Origin of the sequence: Nocardia sputorum (genome assembly GCF_027924405.1) — a bacterium.
GTDB classification, from domain to species: Bacteria; Actinomycetota; Actinomycetes; order Mycobacteriales; family Mycobacteriaceae; genus Nocardia; species Nocardia sputorum.
Genome location: NZ_AP026978.1, coordinates 658055 through 678714 on the forward strand (window position 1 = coordinate 658055; position 20660 = coordinate 678714).

The 20660-nt window shown below is 67.5% G+C and carries 20 protein-coding genes, 1 tRNA gene and 1 pseudogene; 14 read left to right on the forward strand and 8 right to left on the reverse strand.

All coding sequences use genetic code 11. The features are described 5' to 3' along the window. Positions 1–191: 191 nt before the first annotated feature. From QMG86_RS02825 to QMG86_RS02860, 8 genes are all read left to right on the forward strand, one after another. Positions 192–878: a response regulator transcription factor gene (locus tag QMG86_RS02825; RefSeq protein WP_281877506.1), complete on the forward strand. Its 687-nt coding sequence runs from the start codon at positions 192–194 to the stop codon at positions 876–878. Positions 879–888: 10 nt separating this feature from the next. Further along, positions 889–2343 carry a sensor histidine kinase gene (locus tag QMG86_RS02830; protein ID WP_434085525.1) on the forward strand — a complete coding sequence of 485 codons (1455 nt, stop codon included), beginning with the start codon at positions 889–891 and terminating at the stop codon, positions 2341–2343. A gap of 244 nt (positions 2344–2587) precedes the next feature. After that, entirely contained in the window at positions 2588–3961 is a 1374-nt protein-coding gene (locus QMG86_RS02835) for a S1C family serine protease (protein WP_281877508.1), read from the forward strand. 101 nt (positions 3962–4062) lie between these two features. Further along, entirely contained in the window at positions 4063–4557 is a 495-nt protein-coding gene (locus QMG86_RS02840) for a MogA/MoaB family molybdenum cofactor biosynthesis protein (protein ID WP_195044576.1), read from the forward strand. Positions 4558–5250: 693 nt separating this feature from the next. Next, a complete protein-coding gene (locus tag QMG86_RS02845; protein ID WP_281880738.1) occupies positions 5251–5925 on the forward strand; it encodes an MspA family porin in 675 nt (224 codons plus the stop codon). 65 nt (positions 5926–5990) lie between these two features. After that, positions 5991–6662 carry an MspA family porin gene (locus tag QMG86_RS02850; RefSeq protein ID WP_281877509.1) on the forward strand — a complete coding sequence of 224 codons (672 nt, stop codon included), beginning with the start codon at positions 5991–5993 and terminating at the stop codon, positions 6660–6662. Positions 6663–6987: 325 nt separating this feature from the next. Continuing rightward, positions 6988–7662: an MspA family porin gene (locus QMG86_RS02855; protein WP_281877511.1), complete on the forward strand. Its 675-nt coding sequence runs from the start codon at positions 6988–6990 to the stop codon at positions 7660–7662. A 65-nt stretch (positions 7663–7727) separates the two neighbouring features. After that, entirely contained in the window at positions 7728–8399 is a 672-nt protein-coding gene (locus QMG86_RS02860) for an MspA family porin (protein ID WP_281877512.1), read from the forward strand. 82 nt (positions 8400–8481) lie between these two features. Here QMG86_RS02860 and QMG86_RS02865 read toward each other — a convergent pair whose 3' ends face one another. The 3 genes from QMG86_RS02865 to QMG86_RS02875 form a co-directional block, all read right to left on the reverse strand. Beyond that, positions 8482–9147 carry an SAF domain-containing protein gene (locus QMG86_RS02865; protein WP_281877513.1) on the reverse strand — a complete coding sequence of 222 codons (666 nt, stop codon included), beginning with the start codon at positions 9145–9147 and terminating at the stop codon, positions 8482–8484. 87 nt (positions 9148–9234) lie between these two features. Then, positions 9235–9540: an FmdB family zinc ribbon protein gene (locus QMG86_RS02870; protein WP_281877514.1), complete on the reverse strand. Its 306-nt coding sequence runs from the start codon at positions 9538–9540 to the stop codon at positions 9235–9237. A 69-nt stretch (positions 9541–9609) separates the two neighbouring features. Continuing rightward, positions 9610–10218 (reverse strand): 5-formyltetrahydrofolate cyclo-ligase, encoded by a 609-nt coding sequence (locus QMG86_RS02875; protein ID WP_281877515.1) that lies wholly within the window; start codon positions 10216–10218, stop codon positions 9610–9612. Between the two features lie 69 nt (positions 10219–10287). Between QMG86_RS02875 and QMG86_RS02880 the strand changes: the two genes are divergently transcribed. From QMG86_RS02880 to QMG86_RS02900, 5 genes are all read left to right on the forward strand, one after another. Next, positions 10288–11244, forward strand: coding sequence for a UTP--glucose-1-phosphate uridylyltransferase (locus QMG86_RS02880; RefSeq protein ID WP_281877517.1), 957 nt, complete (start codon positions 10288–10290; stop codon positions 11242–11244). Positions 11245–11396: 152 nt separating this feature from the next. Then, positions 11397–12653 (forward strand): molybdotransferase-like divisome protein Glp, encoded by a 1257-nt coding sequence (gene glp / locus QMG86_RS02885; protein ID WP_281877519.1) that lies wholly within the window; start codon positions 11397–11399, stop codon positions 12651–12653. Between the two features lie 12 nt (positions 12654–12665). Continuing rightward, on the forward strand, positions 12666–13316 hold the full coding sequence (locus tag QMG86_RS02890; RefSeq protein ID WP_281877520.1) for a GNAT family N-acetyltransferase: 651 nt from the start codon (positions 12666–12668) through the stop codon (positions 13314–13316). Positions 13317–13578: 262 nt separating this feature from the next. Next, complete coding sequence (gene sepX / locus QMG86_RS02895; RefSeq protein WP_281877521.1) at positions 13579–14658, forward strand: divisome protein SepX/GlpR; 1080 nt, start codon at positions 13579–13581, stop codon at positions 14656–14658. Between the two features lie 91 nt (positions 14659–14749). After that, positions 14750–14822 (forward strand) — tRNA-Ala (locus tag QMG86_RS02900). Positions 14823–14888: 66 nt separating this feature from the next. On the opposite strand, the pseudogene QMG86_RS02905 reads toward QMG86_RS02900, so the two are convergent. Together QMG86_RS02905 and QMG86_RS02910 are read right to left on the reverse strand one after the other, a co-directional pair. Then, positions 14889–15068 (reverse strand): annotated as a pseudogene (locus QMG86_RS02905) (site-specific integrase); the annotation flags it as partial. A gap of 483 nt (positions 15069–15551) precedes the next feature. After that, entirely contained in the window at positions 15552–16145 is a 594-nt protein-coding gene (locus QMG86_RS02910) for a hypothetical protein (RefSeq protein ID WP_281877522.1), read from the reverse strand. 264 nt (positions 16146–16409) lie between these two features. Between QMG86_RS02910 and QMG86_RS02915 the strand changes: the two genes are divergently transcribed. Further along, entirely contained in the window at positions 16410–16817 is a 408-nt protein-coding gene (locus tag QMG86_RS02915) for a hypothetical protein (RefSeq protein ID WP_281877523.1), read from the forward strand. Here QMG86_RS02915 and QMG86_RS02920 read toward each other — a convergent pair. The 3 genes from QMG86_RS02920 to QMG86_RS02930 form a co-directional block, all read right to left on the reverse strand. Further along, complete coding sequence (locus QMG86_RS02920) at positions 16806–17624, reverse strand: alpha/beta hydrolase (RefSeq protein ID WP_281877524.1); 819 nt, start codon at positions 17622–17624, stop codon at positions 16806–16808. The genes QMG86_RS02915 and QMG86_RS02920 overlap by 12 nt on opposite strands. Before the next feature lie 647 nt (positions 17625–18271). Continuing rightward, a complete protein-coding gene (locus tag QMG86_RS02925) occupies positions 18272–18916 on the reverse strand; it encodes an HAD family hydrolase (protein ID WP_281877526.1) in 645 nt (214 codons plus the stop codon). Positions 18917–20005: 1089 nt separating this feature from the next. After that, entirely contained in the window at positions 20006–20542 is a 537-nt protein-coding gene (locus QMG86_RS02930; protein WP_281877527.1) for a hypothetical protein, read from the reverse strand. Positions 20543–20660: the final 118 nt, after the last annotated feature.

The following is a 20660-nucleotide window of genomic DNA, read 5'->3' on the forward strand; positions in this document are numbered from 1 at the left end:
ATGGCTATAGAGAACGTGTTTCGCGGTGGAAATGCGTAAGGGACGCGTCAACTTCTCGGCAGGGCCGTGGAAGGCCCTGGTCACCCGGGGTTGACGAGTGCGACGCGCCGAGGGTTGCCGCGGGTCCGCGCCTCGGCGTGTCGAGAGCGCCCTCTCAGTTACCTCTCAGTCGGTGCGGTCAAACTGGTGGCATGCGCATTCTGGTGGTCGACGACGACCGGGCGGTCCGGGAATCGCTGCGCCGGTCGCTCACCTTCAACGGCTACTCCGTCGACCTCGCGGTGGACGGTGTGGACGCGCTGGAGAAGGCAACCGTCCAGCGACCCGACGCGCTCGTGTTGGACGTCATGATGCCCCGGCTCGACGGGCTCGAGGTCTGCCGTCGGCTCCGCAGCACCGGCGATGATTTGCCGATTCTGGTTCTCACCGCGCGAGATTCGGTATCGGAGCGGGTCGCGGGCCTCGACGCCGGGGCGGACGACTATTTGCCGAAGCCTTTCGCACTGGAGGAACTGCTGGCCAGGTTGCGCGCGCTGCTGCGCCGCACGTCCGCGGCTCCGGGTGACGCCTCCGAGGCAATGAAGTTCGCCGACTTGTCGCTGGACCCGGTGACTCGCGAGGTGTCCCGCGGCGCGCGGCAGATCAGTCTCACCCGCACCGAGTTCTCATTGCTGGAAATGCTGATGGCGAACCCGCGCCGGGTGCTCACCCGCAGCCGCATTCTCGAGGAAGTCTGGGGCTACGATTTCCCGACCTCGGGAAACGCGCTCGAGGTCTACATCGGTTATCTGCGTCGCAAAACCGAGGCCGAGGGCGAGCCGCGGCTGATCCACACAGTGCGCGGCGTCGGCTATGTGCTGCGTGAAACGCCGCCGTAGGTCCGCGGTCATGGCACGAACCCCGCCCAGGCGCCCCGTCGTCGCCGCCCTCGGACAGCGCCCGCCCGAGCCCTCGGATATGCGCCCGCCCATGCCGCTGACGCGGACGGTCTCGCTGCGGTGGCGGGTGACCCTGCTGGCCGCGTCCGTCGTGGCGATCGCGGTGGCGGTCACCTCGATCGCGGCCTACGCGCTGGTGGCGCGCGCGTTGTACGACGACGTGGACGCCCAGTTGCGCAGCCGGTCCACGGCGGTGATCGCCAGCAACCCGTACGGCTTCAACAACCTGAACCTGATGGTCGCCGCCGCGTTCTACGACGACACCGGCATCGCGCTGATCTACCCCGACCTCCGGCGCTGGCTGCCGCCGCAATCCACCGATCCGCCGGTCGGCCCGCAGGAGTTGGCCGTCGCGCGCGGCGAGCGCAGTTCGTCGCTGCGCACCGACGGCAATCAGCGCGTGCTGGCGGTGTACACCAACACGGGTGCCACGCTGGTGATCTCGCAGCGGCTGGACCGCACCCGGGAGGTGCTCGACCGGCTCGCCTGGCTGTTGTTCGTCGTCGGCGGTTGCGGCGTCGTGCTGGCCGCCGCGGCGGGCACGGCGGTCGGCCGGACCGGGCTGCGGCCCATCGCGCGGCTGACGGCGGCCACCGAGCGGATCGCCCGCACCGACGACCTGACTCCGATCCCGGTCACCGGTGACGACGAACTGGCAAGGCTCACAGAGAGTTTCAACACGATGCTGCGCGCGCTCACCGAGTCGCGCGATCGCCAGCGCAGGCTGGTCGCCGACGCCGGGCACGAACTGCGCACGCCGCTGACCTCGCTGCGGACCAATATGGAGTTGCTCATCGCGTCCAGCCGGCCCGGCGCTCCGCGCATACCGGACGAGGACATGGCCGGACTGCGCGCCGACGTGATGGCCCAGATCGAGGAGTTGTCGACGCTGGTGGGCGATCTTGTCGATCTCGCCAGGGAGGACGCGCCGGAAACCGTCTACGAGCGGGTGGATCTGGGAGAGGTCGTGGAGCGCGCCCTCGAGCGCGCCCGCCGCCGCCGGGCCGGCATCGAATTCGTCGCCGATCTGCGCCCGTGGTTCGTCTACGGGCACGAGGCGGGCTTGGCTCGGGCGGTGCTGAACGTGCTGGACAACGCGGCCAAGTGGAGCCCGGCGGGCGCGCAGGTGCGCATCCTCATGCGGGAGAGCGGTCCGGGCCTGCTCGAGTTGTCCATCGATGACGCCGGTCCCGGTATCCCGCCGGCGGAGCGGGAGTTGGTGTTCGAGCGCTTCTACCGGGTGATGTCGTCGCGGTCGATGCCGGGCTCGGGTCTCGGGCTGGCGATCGTCAAGCAGGTGGTGACCAAACACGGCGGCACCATCGCCATCGATACCTCGCAGCGCGGCGGTACCGTGGTGCGCATCGTGTTGCCGGGCGAGCCGGGCGCGCCGGCGTCGGATTGAGCCAATACCGGGCGACGGAACTTCATTTCCGACACAATGTCGAGTTCTGTGCGGAATATTCATCGCCGGTGGGGTATTTCGGACAATGCTCCGAGTGGTTTGCCGCAGGATTTGAGACATCAAGTTGTCGGTGGTTCTTTTGCGCCCCGGCTGCGCAGCTCTCGGAAAACTGAAAGCACGGTCTCAGTCCGCTCTCAGTCGCCGTGGCCACCCTGGTCGAGACGTGAGCAGAAACGAGGAGTCCATGACCGAGGATTCGAAGGATCGCCGGGAGCCGGGTTCGCCGGACGCGGGCGCGTTCGGGCCAGGAGAGGCGCACGCTCCCGGTTACGGTCCGCGGGAAGCACAGCATCCCACCGCCCAGTTCCCGCCGCAGCACCATCCGGCCGCGCCCTTCCCGGGATATCCGCCGTCCTTCGCTCCCCCGAACGACGCCACGCAACCGCACGGCCTGGCCTTCGGCGCCGCGCCCGCACCGGCCCGGCGTCCGTTCCGCGCCGGCCTGGCCGCGGGCGCCGTCGTGCTCGCACTGGTCAGCGGTGGTGTCGGCGGTGCGGTCGGCGCGCTGGTCACGCATGGTGACGACGGTCGAGCCCCGGTGACCAACGCCCTGGACGCGCCGAAGCCGAACGTGAGCAACGCCGTGAACGCTCCGGCCGGTTCCACCCAGGCGGTCGCGCAGAAGGTGCTGCCCAGCGTGGTGATGATCAAAGTGGCCAGCAGCAAGGTCGAGGGGGAGGGCTCCGGCGTGGTGCTGTCCTCCGACGGCCTGATCCTGACGAACAATCACGTGGCCGCGGGCGGCGGGCCGAACGCCAGGATGGAGGTCGTGTTCTCCGACGGCAGCAGCGCGCCCGCGACGCTGGTCGGCGCCGATCCGGTCTCCGACCTGGCCGTCATCAAGGTCTCCGGAAAGAGCGGCCTGACCCCCATCGAGCTGGGCACCTCGGCGAACCTGCAGGTCGGCCAGCCGGTCGTGGCGATCGGCTCGCCGCTGGGACTGGCGGGCACGGTCACCACGGGCATCGTGTCGGCACTGAACCGTCCCGTCGTGACCAGCGGCGACGGAAACGAGTCCGGCGCCGCGGTCAGCCCGGTGATCGACGCTGTCCAGACCGATGCCGCGATCAACCCGGGGAACTCGGGTGGCGCGCTGGTGGACGGCAGCGGCAAGCTCATCGGCATCAACACCGCCATCGCGACGCTCGGGCCCACCGAGACGACGGGTGGCCAGACCGGGTCGATCGGGCTCGGGTTCGCGATCCCCGTCGACCAGGCGCGCCGGGTGGCCGACGAACTGATCAAGACCGGCAAGGCCACCTACGCGCAAGTCGGGATCACGGTGTCGCGTCAGCAGGACCCGGCCCAGCAGGTTTCCGGCGCGAAAGTCCGCGACGTCACGCCGGACGGTCCCGCCGCGCGCGCGGGCGTGCCGCCGGGGGCGGTCGTGACGAAGCTCGACGACCGCCCGATCGACTCCGGCAACGCGCTCGTCGCCGCGGTCCGCTCCCATCAACCAGGAGACAAGGTGAAGATCACCTACACCGACGATCAAGGCAACAACCCCAAGACCGTCGAGGTGACCCTCTCCGGCGCGCCCGCGGACGGCGGCCGATGATGCGCGCGGTGCCCGGCGGACGGGTCCCGGTGATCGATGTCGACGCCGACGTTCTCGGCGCGGCCGCCGAGTTGCTGGACGCAGGCGCTACGGTGAGCAGCATGGAAATCGATGCTCCTGTGGCGGGGCGTGCTCTGGTGGTGGTCGTCGACGATCGAACGGCGCATGGAGGTGTTGACTCGCTCGGTCCGCTGGTCACCGAGCTGCTCACCGAGGCGGGTTTCCTCGTGGACGCGTCGGTGTCGGTCCAGGCCGACGAGGTGGAGATCCGCAACGCGCTCAACACGGCAGTGATCGGCGGCGTCGATCTGGTGATCTCCGTCGGCGGCACCGGCATGTCCCCGCGCGACGTGACGCCGGAGGCCACCTCGCAGGTGCTCGACCGCGAGTTGCCCGGAATCAGCGAAGCCCTTCGTTCCTCCGGCCGGGTGGCCGGCTCGCTGGACGCGGGACTGTCCCGCGGTGTGGCAGGCGTGTCCGGCAGCACCCTGGTGGTCAACCTGCCCGGCACCCGTTCCGCCATCCGGGACGGCATGGCGACGCTCGGCCCGCTCGCCAGCCGGGTGATCGGTGAGCTCTCCGGATTGGTCGAATAATCCCCGCGCCCACACCTGCTGAGGACCCTCGCCCGGCTGCGCGCCGGGCGAGGGATGCCGCGCGCTTGGCGAAGATCTTCGGCGACACGTTGCCCGACACCACCGCCGACGAGCGCGACGAGCGCGACGACGTCCGGTCGCCGGACGATTGGCTGCGCGCCCAGATACCCCCGCATCACGGCTAGCCCGTTATCTACGTAGTAGCTACGTAATCATGCTCACGGCCTCCGTAATCCACCCGTGATCATTTCCGCTCGGAACCAACCGGGGCGATTCCGCTACGGCCCTGTCCCGTATCCGGCCACTGGCGCTCCTGTGCCGTCATCTCGGCTCATTGTTTCCATCGGCTGTAGCGATCCCGCATTTATGCACGTCAAGCCATATTCAAATGTGCGCAACTGTGATGTAGCTCACCTTGAACTTTACGAAACGTCACGTTGCGGGCGTCGTTATCGAACGTTTAATCTCCCCATCGAGCCACTCGCAATCGGGCCCGCAATCGTGGGAACCCGGCCCGCACCAAACCCGGACGGCGGAACTCGGCTCGGTTCCGTCGCCAGCTGGTTCGTTGCGCCGAAATAACGGCCGGTTACACGTCGGCAACAAAGAGGCGACACACTGAGCTGGGCCTGAGAGGACCACTGTCCAGCCTCGATGGTCGAGGTTGACTGTTTGAACCTGATGAGGGGAAGTATGAGCGAGAACCGCACCAATGGTCTGCGCCGCGGTGCCCGCGTCGCGGGCGTCGGCGCTGCCGCGGCTGTTGCCTTGGGCCTGCTTTCGACCGGTGCCGCCAATGCCGACACCTTCGTGCCGTTGCCGGACGGCCAGAAGGTGGGACCCGGCGTGACGATCACCCGGAACGGAGAGCGGGCCCTGATCTCGCCGTCGCTGGCTGCCAACGGCGCCGGTCGCGTGGTCTGGGTATCGGGCAACGCGGTCGCCGACGTCACCGTGACGCCGGAAGGCGAGATCGGCCCCAACAACGGTCCGACCGGAAACCCCGGAACCAACAATTCCTCGACGCACGGTGCGTCGCAGTTGAGCACCGGTTACATCGTCGGCTGCCAGATCAGCATCGCCGACGACGCGATCTCCGCGGGTGTGTCGGGCAGCGTGAACCTCAGCGGCGCGAGCGCGGGCGGTTCGATCGGTGTCAACCTCGGCCCCGGCGAAGTGAAGTTCGTTCAGATCGATTACAAGGACATCCTCAAGCCGGGTGTGTACTCCGTCGAGTACCAGGATGCCGAGATTCAGATCCAGGGCTGCGCGGGTTACGCGCAGGCGCGTTCGTACACGGTCGTCGAGATCATCGGCGATCACTACTCGAAGACCACCCTCTACGGGATGCCGTTCAGCATCGGCTGACGTCTGTCGAAACCAACGAACCATCTTCCCGCTGAAGCGGACTCAACCCTCGAGGGATATCAACCATGATCAACCGTAAGAACCTGGCGCGGATGGCCGGCGTCGGCGCCGCTGCCACCATCGCCATGGGCCTGTTCTCCACCGGTGCGGCGAACGCCGACACGTTCGTGCCGCTGCCGGGTGGCGAGCTCACCAAGACGTTGTCGGACGGCACCGTCGTGACCATCCGTCTGGTCGGGGAGTCGGCCAACATCAGCCCGTCCATGGGTTCGACGCCTTTGCACCGCAACGCCTGGGTCTCCGGAAGCGCGCAGGTCGAACTCTCCGGCGCGGCCGGCGGCAAGATCTTCCCGGGTTACACCGTCGGCTGCCAGGTGAACATTGCCGGTGGCGGTGCGACCGGTGGTGTGGACGGCAATGTGGACTGGAGCGACGGCCAGAACGTCACCGGTGGTGTGGGTGCCAACTCGGGCGGCAATCTCTCGCTGGGCCCGGGCCAGGCGAAGTCGTTCTATGTGCTGGATTTGGAGCAGGCCGATGACTTCGGCAACGAGACGCACAAGACTCGTAATGCGTTCAGGGGCACGAGCGGTTCGGTGACGTGGGCCGATGAGACCATCGGTCTGAACGGTTGCGCGGGCTACGCCCAGGCGCGCGCCTTTGTCAGTGTCGAGGTCGAGACCGACAATGTCATCACCTGGGTGACGTTGTGGGGACAGCCTTTCAGCCTCGGCTGAGTGAACTGCGGGTGAAAAACCCGTAGCTGCCGATGAAATGGACCCCTCGCATTGCGGCGGGTCCATTTCGTCATGAATTCCATTGGTCCTCAACGGCTATGGGATCCTAGTCGGATCCCTTACTTCGCGAGACGAATTGCCCGAATTTCCGGAAAAGTCTGGTTGATACCGAATAGCATTGTTTCGTCCGAGATCGCTCGATGACGCGATGGTCGGCGGATCGCTTGATGGACAGCACATTCCATCACGCGCCCCGTCGGCTTTGGAGGGACACGTCCCGCCTCGACACCCTGGGGCGGGCGGATGCAACCTGATGAGGAAAAACATGAGCAAGTACCGCATCAACGGTCTGTCTCGAGGCGTCCGCGTCGCGGGCGCCGCCGCCGCGGCGGCCGTAGCCACCGGTCTGTTGTCGACCGGTGCAGCCAATGCCGATGTCTTCGTACCGTTGCCGGACGGTCACAAGGCAGGCCCCGGCGTGAACATCGCTCGTACCGGTGAGCGCGCCCTGATCTCCCCATCCCTTGCCGCGAACGGTGCCGGCCGTGTCGTGTGGGTTTCGGGGAACGCCATCGCCGATGTGGCCGTCACGCCGGAAGGCGAGATCGGCCCCAACAACGGTCCGACCGGAAACCCCGGAACCAACAATTCGTCCACCCACGGTGCTTCGCAGTTGAGCACCGGTTACATCGTCGGCTGCCAGGTCAGCATCGCCGACGACGCCATTTCCGCGGGTGTGTCGGGCAGTGTCAACCTCAGTGGCGCGAGCGCCGGTGGTTCGATCGGCATCAACCTCGGTCCCGGTGAGGTCAAGTTCGTTCAGATCGATTACAAGGACATTCTGAAGCCGGGTGTGTACTCGGTGGAATATCAGGATGCCGAGATTCAGATCCAAGGGTGTGCGGGTTACGCGCAGGCGCGTTCGTACACGGTCGTCGAGATCATCGGCGATCACTACTCGAAGACCACCCTTTACGGGATGCCGTTCAGCATCGGCTGACGCGGGTCGGATCTATCAAATCTCTTTTCGCCGAGGCGAACTCGATTCTTTAGGGGAATACCATCATGTTCGATCGTAAAAAACTGGCGCGCGCGGCCGGGCTGTGCGCGTCCGCGGCCATCGCGGTAGGTCTGCTCTCGACCGGTGCGGCGAACGCCGACACGTTCGTGCCGCTGCCGGGCGGGGAACTCACCAAGACGTTGTCGGATGGCACTGTCGTGACCATCCGTCTGGTCGGGGAGTCGGCCAACATCAGTCCGTCCATGGGTTCGACGCCTTTGCATCGCAACGCCTGGGTCTCCGGAAGCGCGCAAGTGGAGCTTTCGGGTACGGCCGGGGGCAAGATCTTCCCCGGCTATACCGTGGGTTGCCAGGTGAACATTGCCGGCGGCGGTGCGACCGGTGGTGTGGACGGCAATGTGGACTGGAGCGACGGCCAGAACGTCACCGGTGGTGTTGGCGCGAACTCCGGCGGCAATCTCTCGCTGGGCCCGGGCCAGGCGAAGTCGTTCTATGTGCTGGATTTGGAGCAGGCCGATGACTTCGGCAACGAGACCCACAAGACTCGTAATGCGTTCAGGGGCACGAGCGGCTCGGTGACGTGGGCCGATGAGACCATCGGTCTGAACGGTTGCGCGGGCTACGCCCAGGCGCGCGCCTTTGTCAGTGTCGAGGTCGAGACCGACAATGTCATCACCTGGGTGACGTTGTGGGGAGCGCCTTTCAGCCTCGGCTGAGCCGGATCACCACTCGCACAACGCGAACGGGCCCGTCCGATGACGGGCCCGTTTCGCTTGCGGCACGGGCGGGTTCGGCGGGTCAGTGAAAGACGACCGTTAGAGCGGTGCGCAGAGACGCCCCGGCCACGACGGTGGCATGCTCGGCGTCCATCGCGACCAAGACCACGCGTTCGGCGGCTTGGCGTCCGTCACCGGCACGGGAGACCAGGATGACGGCGGCGTCGGTGGCCAGGGTGCGGGCAGGCCGGGTACCGCCTCCGTTCGCGTCCTCCGCACCGATCACGTCGACGCGATCGCCCGCGCGCAGGATGTCGGCGACCGCCGTGTCGGCGAGGCGGATGGGCACGATGCGCGCCTCGCGCGCACCGGTCGCCGCCGCGGCCAGGCGTGGACCGACCACGCGCAGATCGGTGAAGACCTCGCCCCGCCGCATGGCGCCGGTCAGCGTCGCGCCGACGAGTTCGGCGGGATCGGCGACCGCGCCCGCGGGCAGCGTGCCCGCTTCGCGCGGCGCGGAGCGCAGGTCACCTGCTTCGAGCAGGCGTCCGGGCGCGAGATCCCGCTCGGCCACGACGACCGTCGTGCGTTCGGTGTCCGGGTCGCCACGGAGGAAGAGGAGCGCCGCGACTGCGGCGAGCGCGGCGGCCAGCAGTCGTCGAGCGAGAACGGCGTCGGCCCAGCGCGGTCGTTGCCAGCCCGAGGGGTTCCAGCCGCCGCGGCCGAGGTCGACGAGTGCACGAGTCATGGCCGGATCCTATGGCCGGGCGTGCACCCCTCCGGCCCGGATCACGGCGGGCTGTGGACAGATGATCGGTTGGGGAAAACCGTCGGATCAGCCGGCGACGGCCGTGCTGGCGGCGGCTGTGGAGCCGCTCGACGAGCCGGAATCCGAGGACGAACTCGAGCTGCTGTCGGACTTGCCGCTGTCGGACTTGGCGGGCTCGCTCGCGGTGGTGGAGCCGCCGCGGCTGTCGGTGCGGTAGAAGCCGCTGCCCTTGAAGACGATGCCGACCGAGTTGAACAGCTTGCGCAGCTTCCCAGAGCACTCCGAGCACACGGTCAGCGCCTCGTCCGTGAAGGACTGAACGATGTCGAAGCGGTTGTCACACTGGGTGCACGCATACGAGTAAGTAGGCACAGGATCCTCCGCGGTGTTCGTCGATCTGGCACTCTACAGCCGACAGTGCCAACACCGCCAATCGGTGTTTCATTCCCCAGGGTAATCGTCGCCGAGCCGGCGCAGTCCGCCGCGCGGCGTGAGCGCCCAACCCATGCGCAGGTCGTGCGGTTCCTCGGGGAGCCGGTCGAGCAGCTCGTCGTCCCGGACCACCGCGACCAGCCGGGCGTCCGGCCGCGCGGCGGACAGCGTGCGGTCGTAGTAGCCGGCGCCGCGGCCGAGCCGCACGCCGCGCAGGTCCACCGCGAGAGCGGGAACCAGGATCAGGTCGGCCCGGCCGACGGCGCTTGGCGGCAGGACGGCGCCGGAGGGTTCCAGCAACCCGTAGCGGGCTCGGCGCAGACCGTTCGAACCGGTGTACTCGGCCCAGCTCAGCGGCCCCGGCGGCCCGGTGACCGGCAACAGCACCCGCGCGCCACCGGCCCGCAGCGCGTCCAGCATCGCCGGTGATCCCGGTTCCCCGGCCACCGGCACATACGCGCAGACCCACCCATGGGCACCCATCGCGCCGACCGCTGTGGCCAGGGCGAACGCCTCTTTTTCCCGCTCCGTGGCAGGCATCACAGCCCTTCGGGCGAGCAGTTCGATGCGCCATGCATGTTTATCGCGCTCGCCGGGCATCTTCACAGTGATCACCATAGGCTCACCCCGGGACCGGGACGGCGCGACGCCGATCCCGGCGGCGTGATGGATGGATAGGGTATGCGTATGACAGCAAAGGCCGGACAGCCCGGTGCCGCGGCGGCGGAATCGTGCTTCCGCACGGCCGTGGTCCCCGCGGCCGGGCTCGGGACACGGTTCCTGCCCGCGACCAAGACGGTGCCCAAGGAACTTCTTCCGGTGGTGGACACCCCCGGCATCGAGCTGGTCGCCGCCGAGGCGGCCGGATCCGGCGCCGAGCGGCTGGTGATCGTCACGTCCCCGGGTAAGGACGGCGTGGTCGCGCACTTCGTCGAGGACTTGGTGCTGGAGAGCACGCTGGCCGAGCGCGGCAAGTTCAAGCTGCTCGAGAAGGTGCGCAAGGCGCCGGGGCTGCTGGATGTCACGTCGGTGGTGCAAGAGGAGCCGCTCGGGCTCGGGCACGCGGTCGCCCAGGCCGAGCGGGCGCTCGATGACGACGAGGACGTCATCGCCGTCCTCCTGCCCGACGACCTGGTGCTGCCCCGCGGCGTGCTCGACGTGATGTGCCGGGTGCGCCGCAAGCGCGGCGGAACGGTGCTGTGCGCCATCGACGTCCCCAAGGACGAGGTCAGCGCCTACGGCGTGTTCGACGTCGCGCCGGTGCCGGACGCGGTGAACCCGAATGTGCTGCGCGTCAAGGGGATGGTGGAGAAGCCCGCGCTCGCCGACGCGCCGTCGACGTTCGCGGCCGCGGGCCGGTACCTGCTGGACCGCGCAATCTTCGACGCGCTGCGCCGCATCGAGCCCGGCGCGGGCGGCGAACTGCAACTCACCGACGCGGTCGCACTGCTGATCGCCGAGGGACATCCGGTTCATGTCGTGGTGCACCGTGGGTCGCGCCACGACTTGGGCAACCCGGGCGGTTATCTTCGTGCTGCGGTCGATTTCGCACTGGAACGAGAGGAATACGGCCCCGCCCTGCGGGAGTGGCTGCAGCACCGCCTCGGTCCGGACTGGGATCCGCAGCTGACGACCGACGACTGACGGACCCGGCCGGGGGTTTCGCCGAGCGTGGAGCGTCGGGTACGAATGATGGTTCACCGCGGTGCGTGCGCGAATGCGCCTGCGCCGCGGCGGGATCGCACGCCCGTGCAGGCGAGATCGGATGGAGTGCGGAGAGGATCAGGAAGGGCTGGATGCGCTCGGTTGAGGATCAGCAGATCAAGGTGACCGCCGCGGCGGTCGCGCCCCGGCCGGTTCGGGTCGCGATCTCCGAGGCCCAGGGCCTGCTGTGTGCCGAGGACGTCGTCACCGAGCGTCCGTTGCCCGGCTTCGACCAGGCCGCCATCGATGGCTACGCCGTGCGCAGCGTCGACGTGGCCTCGGCCGGGGCCGACATTCGCGACGAAGAGGGCAATCTCGTCGACCTGACCCTCCCGGTGGTCGGCGAGGTGGTCGCCGGTTCGCGTCAGCCGATCCGCTTGCAGCCCCGCCAGACCGTCCGGGTGGACACCGGCGCGCCGATGCCGACCCTCGCCGACGCGGTGCTCCCGCTGGATTTCACCGACGGCGGGCGGGCCAGGATCAAGGTGTACGAGCCGGTGCGCTCCGGCGACTACGTGCGGCGGATCGGGGACGACGTCCAGCCGGGAGATGTCGCGGTGCGCGCGGGAACCATCATCGGCGCGGCGCAAGTAGGTCTGCTCGCCGCTGTCGGTCAGGACAAGGTGCTGGTGCACCCGCGCCCGCGACTATCGGTGCTCTCGGTGGGCGGCGAGCTGATCGACATCGACCGCACACCCGGCCCCGGCCAGGTCTACGACGTGAACTCCTACGCGCTGGCCGCGGCCGCGCGGGATGCCGGCGCGGACGTCAACCGCGTCGGCATCGTCAGTTCCGATCCGCGCCGCTTGCGCGACGCGGTGGAGGGACAGCTGGTGCGCGCCGAGGTGGTCGTCATCGCGGGCGCGGTCGGCGGCTGGGCTTCCGAACAGGTTCAGGAGGCGCTGGAAGGGCTCGGCGAGCTCGAAATCACCCGGGTGGCCATGCATCCCGGCTCCGTGCAGGGCTTCGGCCGGCTCGGCCGCGACGAAGTGCCGACGTTCCTGCTTCCCTCCAACCCGGTGAGCGCGCTGGTGGTGTTCGAGGTGATGGTGCGGCCCTTGATCCGAATCGCGTTGGGCCGCAGGCATCCCATGCGCCGGATCATCAGCGCCCGGACCATCACGCCGATCAGCTCCATGGACGGTCGCAGGGGTTACCTGCGCGCGCAGCTCATGCGGGACGAAGCGACCGGCGAATACCTTGTGCAGCCCCTCGGCAACGGAAACTCCTCTTCCCACCTGCTCGCCACGCTGGCCGAGGCGAACAGCTTGATCGTGATCGACCCGGACGACACCGAGATCCGCACCGGTGACGAAGTCCAGGTCGCCTTTCTCGCGCAGCGCGGCTGAGACGTGGACGCCATGAATGTCTTCCGGGCCACCCAGCATCCGGGGTGGCCCGCGCGACTGGGCCCGGTGCGGGTGGCCGCCGGTCAAGTGACTCTGCGTCCGGTGCGGCTGCGCGACGCGGCGGCCTGGAGCCGGATCCGGTTGCGCGACAGAGCGCATCTCGAGCCGTGGGAGCCGACCGGCCGCGGATCGTGGGAGGCGCGCAACCACGCCTCCAACTGGCCCTCGCTGTGGTCGAGCCTGAAGGCGGAGGCCAGGCGCGGCGCGATGATCCCGCTGGTGATCGAGGTCGACGGTGCGTTCAGCGGGCAGTTGACCGTCGGCAATATCGTGCGGGGCGCACTGCGTTCGGCCTGGATCGGTTATTGGGTGGCCAAGGATCTCAGCGGGCAAGGCGTCGCGACGGCGGCGTTGGCGCTCGGGCTGGACCACTGCTTCGGGCCGGTCGGTCTGCATCGAGTCGAGGCGACCGTGCGACCGGAGAATCTGGCCAGTCAGGCGGTACTGCGCAATGTCGGTTTCCGGGAGGAGGGGCTGCTGCGGCGCTACCTCGACGTGGACGGCGCCTGGCGGGATCACCTGCTGGTCGGCATCACCGTCGAGGAACTGGCCGGAACGGTCCTGGACCGGCTGGTGCGAGAGGGGCGCGTCACCCTCCAGTAGATCCGGCCACCGAGCCGCGGTGACATTGGTAGAAATGTGACAGGTGTGGCGGATGTGCACGGCGCGCCTGCCGGAACTTGGTGCTACCCGGAATTAGCCTACGGACGTCGATGGTGCGTCTTGCGTCATCGGCACAGAGCCTGCGAGGGGACCGGCGTCCGCGCCGCTGCGTCGGACGGGGGCCGGCCGAGCGCGGGGCGTGTCACGCACCGCTCGCGGGCCGAGCCGGACAAAATCCAGGCGGGACGGAGGTGCTGACGCGATGCCGAATTCGATCCTGTGGATCGGGCTGGTCGTGCTCTGGGTCTTCGTCCTTTTCCCGATCCTCGCCGATCGCCACCCGAGAATCCGCCGGACCACCGACGCCGCGCTGGCGACCAGGGTCCTGCACCGCGGCGGCGGCAAACGACGTCTCAGGAAAGGCCCGGCCGCCGGGCACGAAACCGATCCGAACTGGCGGCCCCGCCGCGTACCGAGAAAGTATCCCCACAGCGATGATGCGGAGGACCGGATGACGACACCGGCCGACGAGCCCGTCACCGAGACCGACGAGGAGAACCTGCCCGCGGCCGACGACGCGGCGGCATCCGACATCGCTGAGGCCGAACCGGACGACGCCGTGGGAGACGACTACGAGCCCCCAGCACCCGACGCGGACGAGACGGACGACGAAGCCGGCGAAGTCGCTGCGAAGATCGACGCGGAGACCGATGATGACGGCGTGGGCGCACACCACCCCGAGCCGGTCGCGGCCAGAATCCCGCCTGCGCGCTCTACCGTGCCCGCCCGCGTCGACTACGACGACTACGACGACTACGACGACTACGACGAGACGGACTCGGCCGAACCGGATTTCGTCCCCAACCGCCGTGGCCGCGGCGGCTTCGACCCCGAGGCCGACGCCATCGCCCGCGCGGCCCGCTACACCTTCCGGCAGCGGGCCGTGCTCGGCTTGCTGCTCACCGCCATCCTGTCCGGCGCCCTCGCGCTCGTGGTCACCCCCTTGCTGTGGTGGGCCTGCGGGCTCGCCGTCACCGTGCTGGTGACCTACCTGGCCTACCTGCGCAAGCAGGTGCGGATGGAGGAGGAGATCCGCCGCAGGCGCGCCGCCCGCCTCAACCGCGGCCACCAGGGCGAAGCCGATCCACGGAGCCGCCGCACCCGCGCCCCGCGCGGCGCCATGGACCGCGACACCGCCCGCGCCCTACGCCGCCGCTCCACCCTGATCGAGCCGGACGACGAAGACCCCGCGTTCGCCCACCTCGACCCCTTCGACCCGGCCACGGCCCGCGCCCTGCGCACCCGCACCGGCGGCGACATGCGCCGCGCGGCGGGCGCGTAGACCTGGCTTATCTCCGCAGGTCAGGGTGCCGATTCGGAGTCTGGGGGGCTGGCCTGATACAGTGTCACAGCGCGGTTCCCCGGAACCGCACGGGGCTATAGCGCAGTTGGTAGCGCGTCTCGTTCGCATCGAGAAGGTCAGGGGTTCGATTCCCCTTAGCTCCACAGCTGCGAGAACACCGCTCGACCCGGGAAAGGTCGGGCGGTGTTTTCGTTAGAGCGAAAGCGCGGCTAGCTTGCTGCCCACTTTTTGCCCACACTTGCGCGCGCTGCCCTGTCCAGAGCGTCCGAGACGGCTTCGAGATCATCCGGGAAGAGATCGGCGTAGGTGTCGAGCGTCATCGCGGCCGACTTGTGGCCGAGCATGGTCTGAACTGCCTTCACATTCGCCCCGGCACTGATCGAGAGCGACAGCACTGCCCAACCGGCGGCAAGGAGCCGCCGGCGGGATTGTTCCGCCTCGAACCCGGCTCACGCGGCGATGGCGTCCTAGGGGCCGTCATCCGTGCCCCGAAAGCCGGTGACCGCCCACCAGCCGATTTCTCCATCAACAGGTACCGATCCCGACCGAATCGCCGCCGACACAACCGAACTCAATCGGCTCGACCCACCACCAAAGTCCAGACGTGAAGTGCAAGACCGGCTCGGGTGGGGCAGTAACCGTGCGACGAGGGCGCTGCGCAACTGGCGCGCACAACGTGAGGACTCATGACGCCGCGCATCATCCGCCCCAAGGGGGTTGAAATCTCTGCGTTGTGCGCAGCGGACCACGTCGCGGTGTCGAAAGTTCTGCACGCGCAACTCGAAACACACGGGGTATCCCACAATGACTGTGGCACAGAACCTGCAACAAGCAAAGAAGCGACGGGAGTCGAGACTATCCGAGGCCAGCGCTCATTCGTCAGCGCGGAGGGCACGACGGAAACGTGCTCGAATGGGGTTGATGCGTTGGCCTGGGTTGGACTGGCCAAGTCGGTGCATCTCGGTGTTCGCCACCTGCGCAAATTGCTCGGGTAGTTTCGCCATCGTGTCCAAATAGCCATCGAGCTCACCCCACAGCTCGCCTCGGCTGCTATTTTTTGCCAGGTTTTGGGCCGTGTAGTACATATCGATCACGATGGACTGCATCTCTTTGCATTGCTCAGCTGTTTTACGGGCATTGAGCATATTGAGCACTGCTATGTTGGCGCCGAGTTTGCGTATGCACTCATCAGTCGCTGCTACGAGTTCACCGGCTGCCGCGCTGACCTCGTCACGCCCAGCTTTGATATCGAGCAGGTACAAGTTGTGGTACTCGTCATGTGCAAGTAGAGCAGTCTCGGTCGCCTCAGCGCACTGACGGAGCACCGTCTCCCGCTGCCACTTCCGGTACTCACGCTCGTCGGCAGCGGCAATTGCAGCTCGGTTCGTGCGATTGTTGATCCGGACGCCGACGAGCGTCACGGAGGCGATGACGAGCGAGCTGATTAGCGGGAGCCACGGAGTCACCCGCACAGCATCGCACCGGGAGCCGACACTCCCGCAAGAAGATCCGGACCCCTACAGCCGGACTCGTCGGCGGCAGTCAAGAAGCATTTTGTACGGCCTCGAAAAGCTGGGCGTGCCTGCAGCGATGAGCTCGGCAGCTATGCCCGAAGTGCTCCAGCCAGGGGAGAGGGAAGTTCCTTGACTGCCGCCCCGAGACAGGGTCGGGGTGCACTTTTCCGGCTAAGAAGAGGTCACCAACGCCGACCGAATACGACGCATAGCCGCTTGCGCTTCGCTGGTCAGCTCGCGCATGCCGGACTTGACGGTCGCGCGGATGACTCGCTGGATCTGGTGCGGCAGGCGGTGGTGCTCAGCACGCTGCTCGTACGCTCGGCCTGTTGCTATACCGAAGCGGGCAAGCCGCACCAGGCGGTGCAACTTTTCGGTGATGTGCTGGCGGGCGGCACCCTCTCCAAGCGCTACAGCGGCCTGTTCGGAGCTCGGCAGGCCAAGGCGCTCGCGCTTGGCGGTGAACCCTATGAAGCGGCGACCGTTGCCGCCACAGCGGTCACTGTAGCCAGGAAAACCAGATCCGAGCGCACCATGAACGTTGTGGTCGAAGTTGTTCGGGCGCTTGACCCGTGGCGCAACCGGCCGAGTGTCCGAATGCTAATCGACATCCTAATGCCGTAGCCACTGCGCCACGATGCCGATGACTTCGGCCTGGTACTCCTGGCTCTTGGGGTTGCGATACTGCGGATCATCGTGGACGGCGAAGCCGTGCTGCGAGCCGTCGATCTCCACCAGTTCGACAGGTGGGGTGAACTGAGCGACCGCGGCGCGCGAGCCGTCGATCGGCACCAGTGTGTCGGCATTGCCATGGACGATGAGGGTCGGCGTCTTGATCTCGCCGAGCACCTCGTTCGGCTTTAGCCAGAACACTTCGTTCAGGAGTGGGCGGCCATGCTTGAGCGTCGGTGTGAACTGAATGGCGCTGGTCTCGTTCAGTTCGCGGGCAGCCTCGTCGTTGATGACGTCGTCCGTCCAGTACGGCCGGGTGTCGATGGTTCGCTTCTTGTAGTCGAACTGCGGATTGAGCAGGACCAGCCGCGCCAGTTCGTCCGGACGCTTGGCGGCGTAGTAACCGCAGATGCCACCGCCGAAACTCGCACCGAGGAGGCTCAGCTCGTCCGCGCCGGTGGCGTCTCGGAGGTGCGCCAGACCGACGCGGATGTCGTTCAGGATGGTGGAAAGCGTCAGCTCCTCCTGTCGGCCCTCGCTCTCGCCATGACCACGAAGATCGAAGCGAAGCGAGGCGATGCCGACACCGGACAAGCCCGCGGCCAGGCGAGTGAAGAAGCCACCCTCCTCGCGGGTGACGCCCCCGCCATGCACCAGCAGAACGGCACGCGACGCTGGCTGCTCGGGAGTAACGAGGGTAGCTGCGAGATGGAGACCGTCGAGTGTGCGGATTCGGGTAGTGGCGCTGGCTGAGGGCACCGAATCAGTGAAGCAGAGGTGCGCACCCGCGACCAGGCGGCGCTCAGGATGTAGGACGAGAGCGCAGATCCGCACCACGGCGCGGATTTCGCCCTGTCCGGCCCGACCGGCCACGTGTTGGGGCTTGGCGGCAATTCGGGCGCTTGTCAGCCCGTCAGCCCCCGTTCCGGGCGCAGACGGCGGGCGATGTGGTGCGTTCTACAACAGGAAACCTGGTGCCATGGCCGGTGCCATCTACAGGGTGCAGCCAGCGTTCGGGTACATCGTTTCGGTCATCGCCGCGCCCGACGCGCCGCCCGTCGGACGATTGAGCGCGACACATGGGAACGTAAACACAGGAGACGAGCTGGGACTCTCCCGCTCCGTCCCCGGGTCAGTTAGCCCAACGGCGCTGCTCGTGCCCAATGCCGACATCGGTCGGAGCCACCCGCGAACATCGCTGCGAGTACGGAGTGGAGTAGGAGGCGCCGGATTGCGCAGTAGCTCGGCGGTTGGCTTCTCTCGGCGAGTCCGGTCATGGTGGCTCGAGCGGGCGCCACGTGAACACTCGGCTGGGCTATCCCAGCCGAGCGTCTGATCAGGCTCGTGTCCAGCATTGGTGGCGGTGTTGCCGACGATCCGGAGATCGTGTGACGACGCGCAGTGACCTACGCGGCGACGGTGGTGGGCGGGAGGTATACCTCGATATCGGCGGGTGAGCCGGTGTAGTGGAGGGTGCGTAGGCCGAGGCGGGCGGCGGCTTGGCAGTTGTCGGCACGGTCGTCGACGAACAGGACGCGGCCGGGATCGCGGACTCCGGTTGCGGCGAGCGCGTTTCGGTAGGTGTCGGGGTGGGGTTTGTTCATGCCGAGCCGGGCCGAGTAGAGCGCGTCGGTCAGCACCGTGCGCCAGTCGGAGGCGTCGAGGGCGTCGCTGACCGGGTGGGGTGCGTTGGAGAGCAGCACCATCGGGAGATCTGCGCGCCGGGCGTGGTGGAGGAGAGCGACGACGCGGTCGTCGGTCCGGGTCCACAGCTCGGTGTCGACGGCACGCAACCGGGTGAGCAGTTCCGGGTCCGGGCGACGGCCGAGCACGGCGGTCCAGAAGGCCGCGTCGTCGAATTCACCGGAATCGTAGGGTTCGCGGGCGCTCCAGAAAGCGTTCTGGAAGAGAGCGAGCTGGTCCGCGTGCCATCCAGCGAGTTCGGCGAGCTCGCTCCACATGGGAACGGTGGGTTGCAGGCCGATGACGCCGTTGTAGTCGAAGATGACCGCGTCGAGTTCCGCGGGCTGGTGAGGTAGGGCAGTTACCACCGGTTCTCCAGGGCTCGATGATATAGAACAGCCACGCCCGCAGCGATCGGGGGCGTGCAGCGCGCAACCGCCGATTCGGCCGTCGAGAACGGCGAAAGCGGCTGTGTGGGTATGACGATTCCCGCCTCGTTCCAGACGAAAGAGGCGCACGAACTGTGGATCGAAGGGGATGTTCCGCGAGTCAAAGGCTGATGGTGATGCGCGACGCTGCGCGAACAAGCCGAAACCTACCAAGGGGTACGGCGAGCTACCACTCGGAACGTGGTCTTGGTGATCCGCTCCACAAACTGTCGTTCGAAGGTCTCACCGGCGCCGCAGCCGAGTCCGCTTGCCCAGCGGCCGGACGCGTGCCGCTCGCCAACGCAGCGCATCAGGAAACCTGTTCCGGAAGTGCAGGTTTCAGGTCCAGCCGCGTCAAGGGGAGGAGTCCGGCGGTGAGATCGGTGCCACCATGACGACATCGATGTAGTCGGGTGTAGCGAGTGGTGCCCAGCATGTCGAATCTTGCTGCAATTATCGCCATTTGGCCGAGTCTCGAACGGCTGTCGCGTGAATGTCGCTCCGAATCCAGAACTCTGCACGCTGAAGCATTCGTTCTTCTTCAGCCGACCCGTAGCCGATAGGTAAGGCGTCGGCTGAATAGTGGATATCGGAAATTCTGTGGATCGGGAGATTCGTGGCCGGATGGCTTTGAGGTGGACGAGGCGCTGATCAGGGCTGGAAGGACTCGGGATGGCAGAGGCTCATTCGTCACGGCTCCGGTGGAGCGGCGCGCGGTCCTCCTGTTCGTCATCGAGGCATTCGTCGTTTTGGCGGTGGCTCTGCGCGGCGCGAAGGGAAAACCGCCGCGGCGCCGGGAATCGTCCGGCCTGCCGGTCGACGGCCGAGAGTGAGCAGTGCCGAGGATCGCTTGCTCGCCCGACGACAAGTTACCGACGGCGCCCGGCCTTTTCGGAAGTTGGTCAGCGCCGATCCGGAGCAGGTGTCCACCGCCTCGCGCGAGCGAACTTCATCACTCGTCGGCCGCCGAGGCTCCCATTGCGCCGAGTTGGCGCGGAGGCGCCGATAGGTGGGGCGAAGCCCATTCGGTCAGGCAGTCGCGGTCCGTAGCGCGAACCAGCCCGTTTCCGGATCGGCGAAGCCGTGGTACATGAGGCGGACTCGCTGGTCGACTTCGAAGAGGCGGTAGACCGCTAGCATCGCGCGGGCGGTCGCTTCCTGCTGGAAGTCGTCTATGCGGCGGTAGCCGATGGGGTGTTCTGGGAGTAGGGCCAGGCGGGTGAGTTCGGCGGGGTCGCTGACGTCCAGGCCGATGGGGGCGGCGTCGGTGATGTGATGGTCGTGCAGGATGTCGTGGAGCTGATGCGGGTCGGGGCGTCCGGGCCGGAACTCCTGTAGCTCGGGCCGTAGTTGCGGGCCTGCGGCGGCCGGGCTGCCCTCGACCATGTCGATCACTTCGGCGTCGGGGGTCGGCGTGCCGGTGTCGGCGGTGAGGGGATCCTGTTCGACCACGTGCAGCATGTTGCCGCCGGGGATCAGCGGTTCTGGGGCGAGGAAGAGGGTGACCGTGGGGCAGAGGCAACCTCGGCCGACCAGGCAGACTCGCAGATGGAACGGGTCGGGCATGCGGCCCTCCTGCACGGGAACGGGCCGCCACCGAGCGGCCCTTGCTGGATCGGGACTTCTGGTTTTGCCGACCGCGGACGCGCCGCGGCGCTTCGACGGTCGACCGTGCCGCAATTCC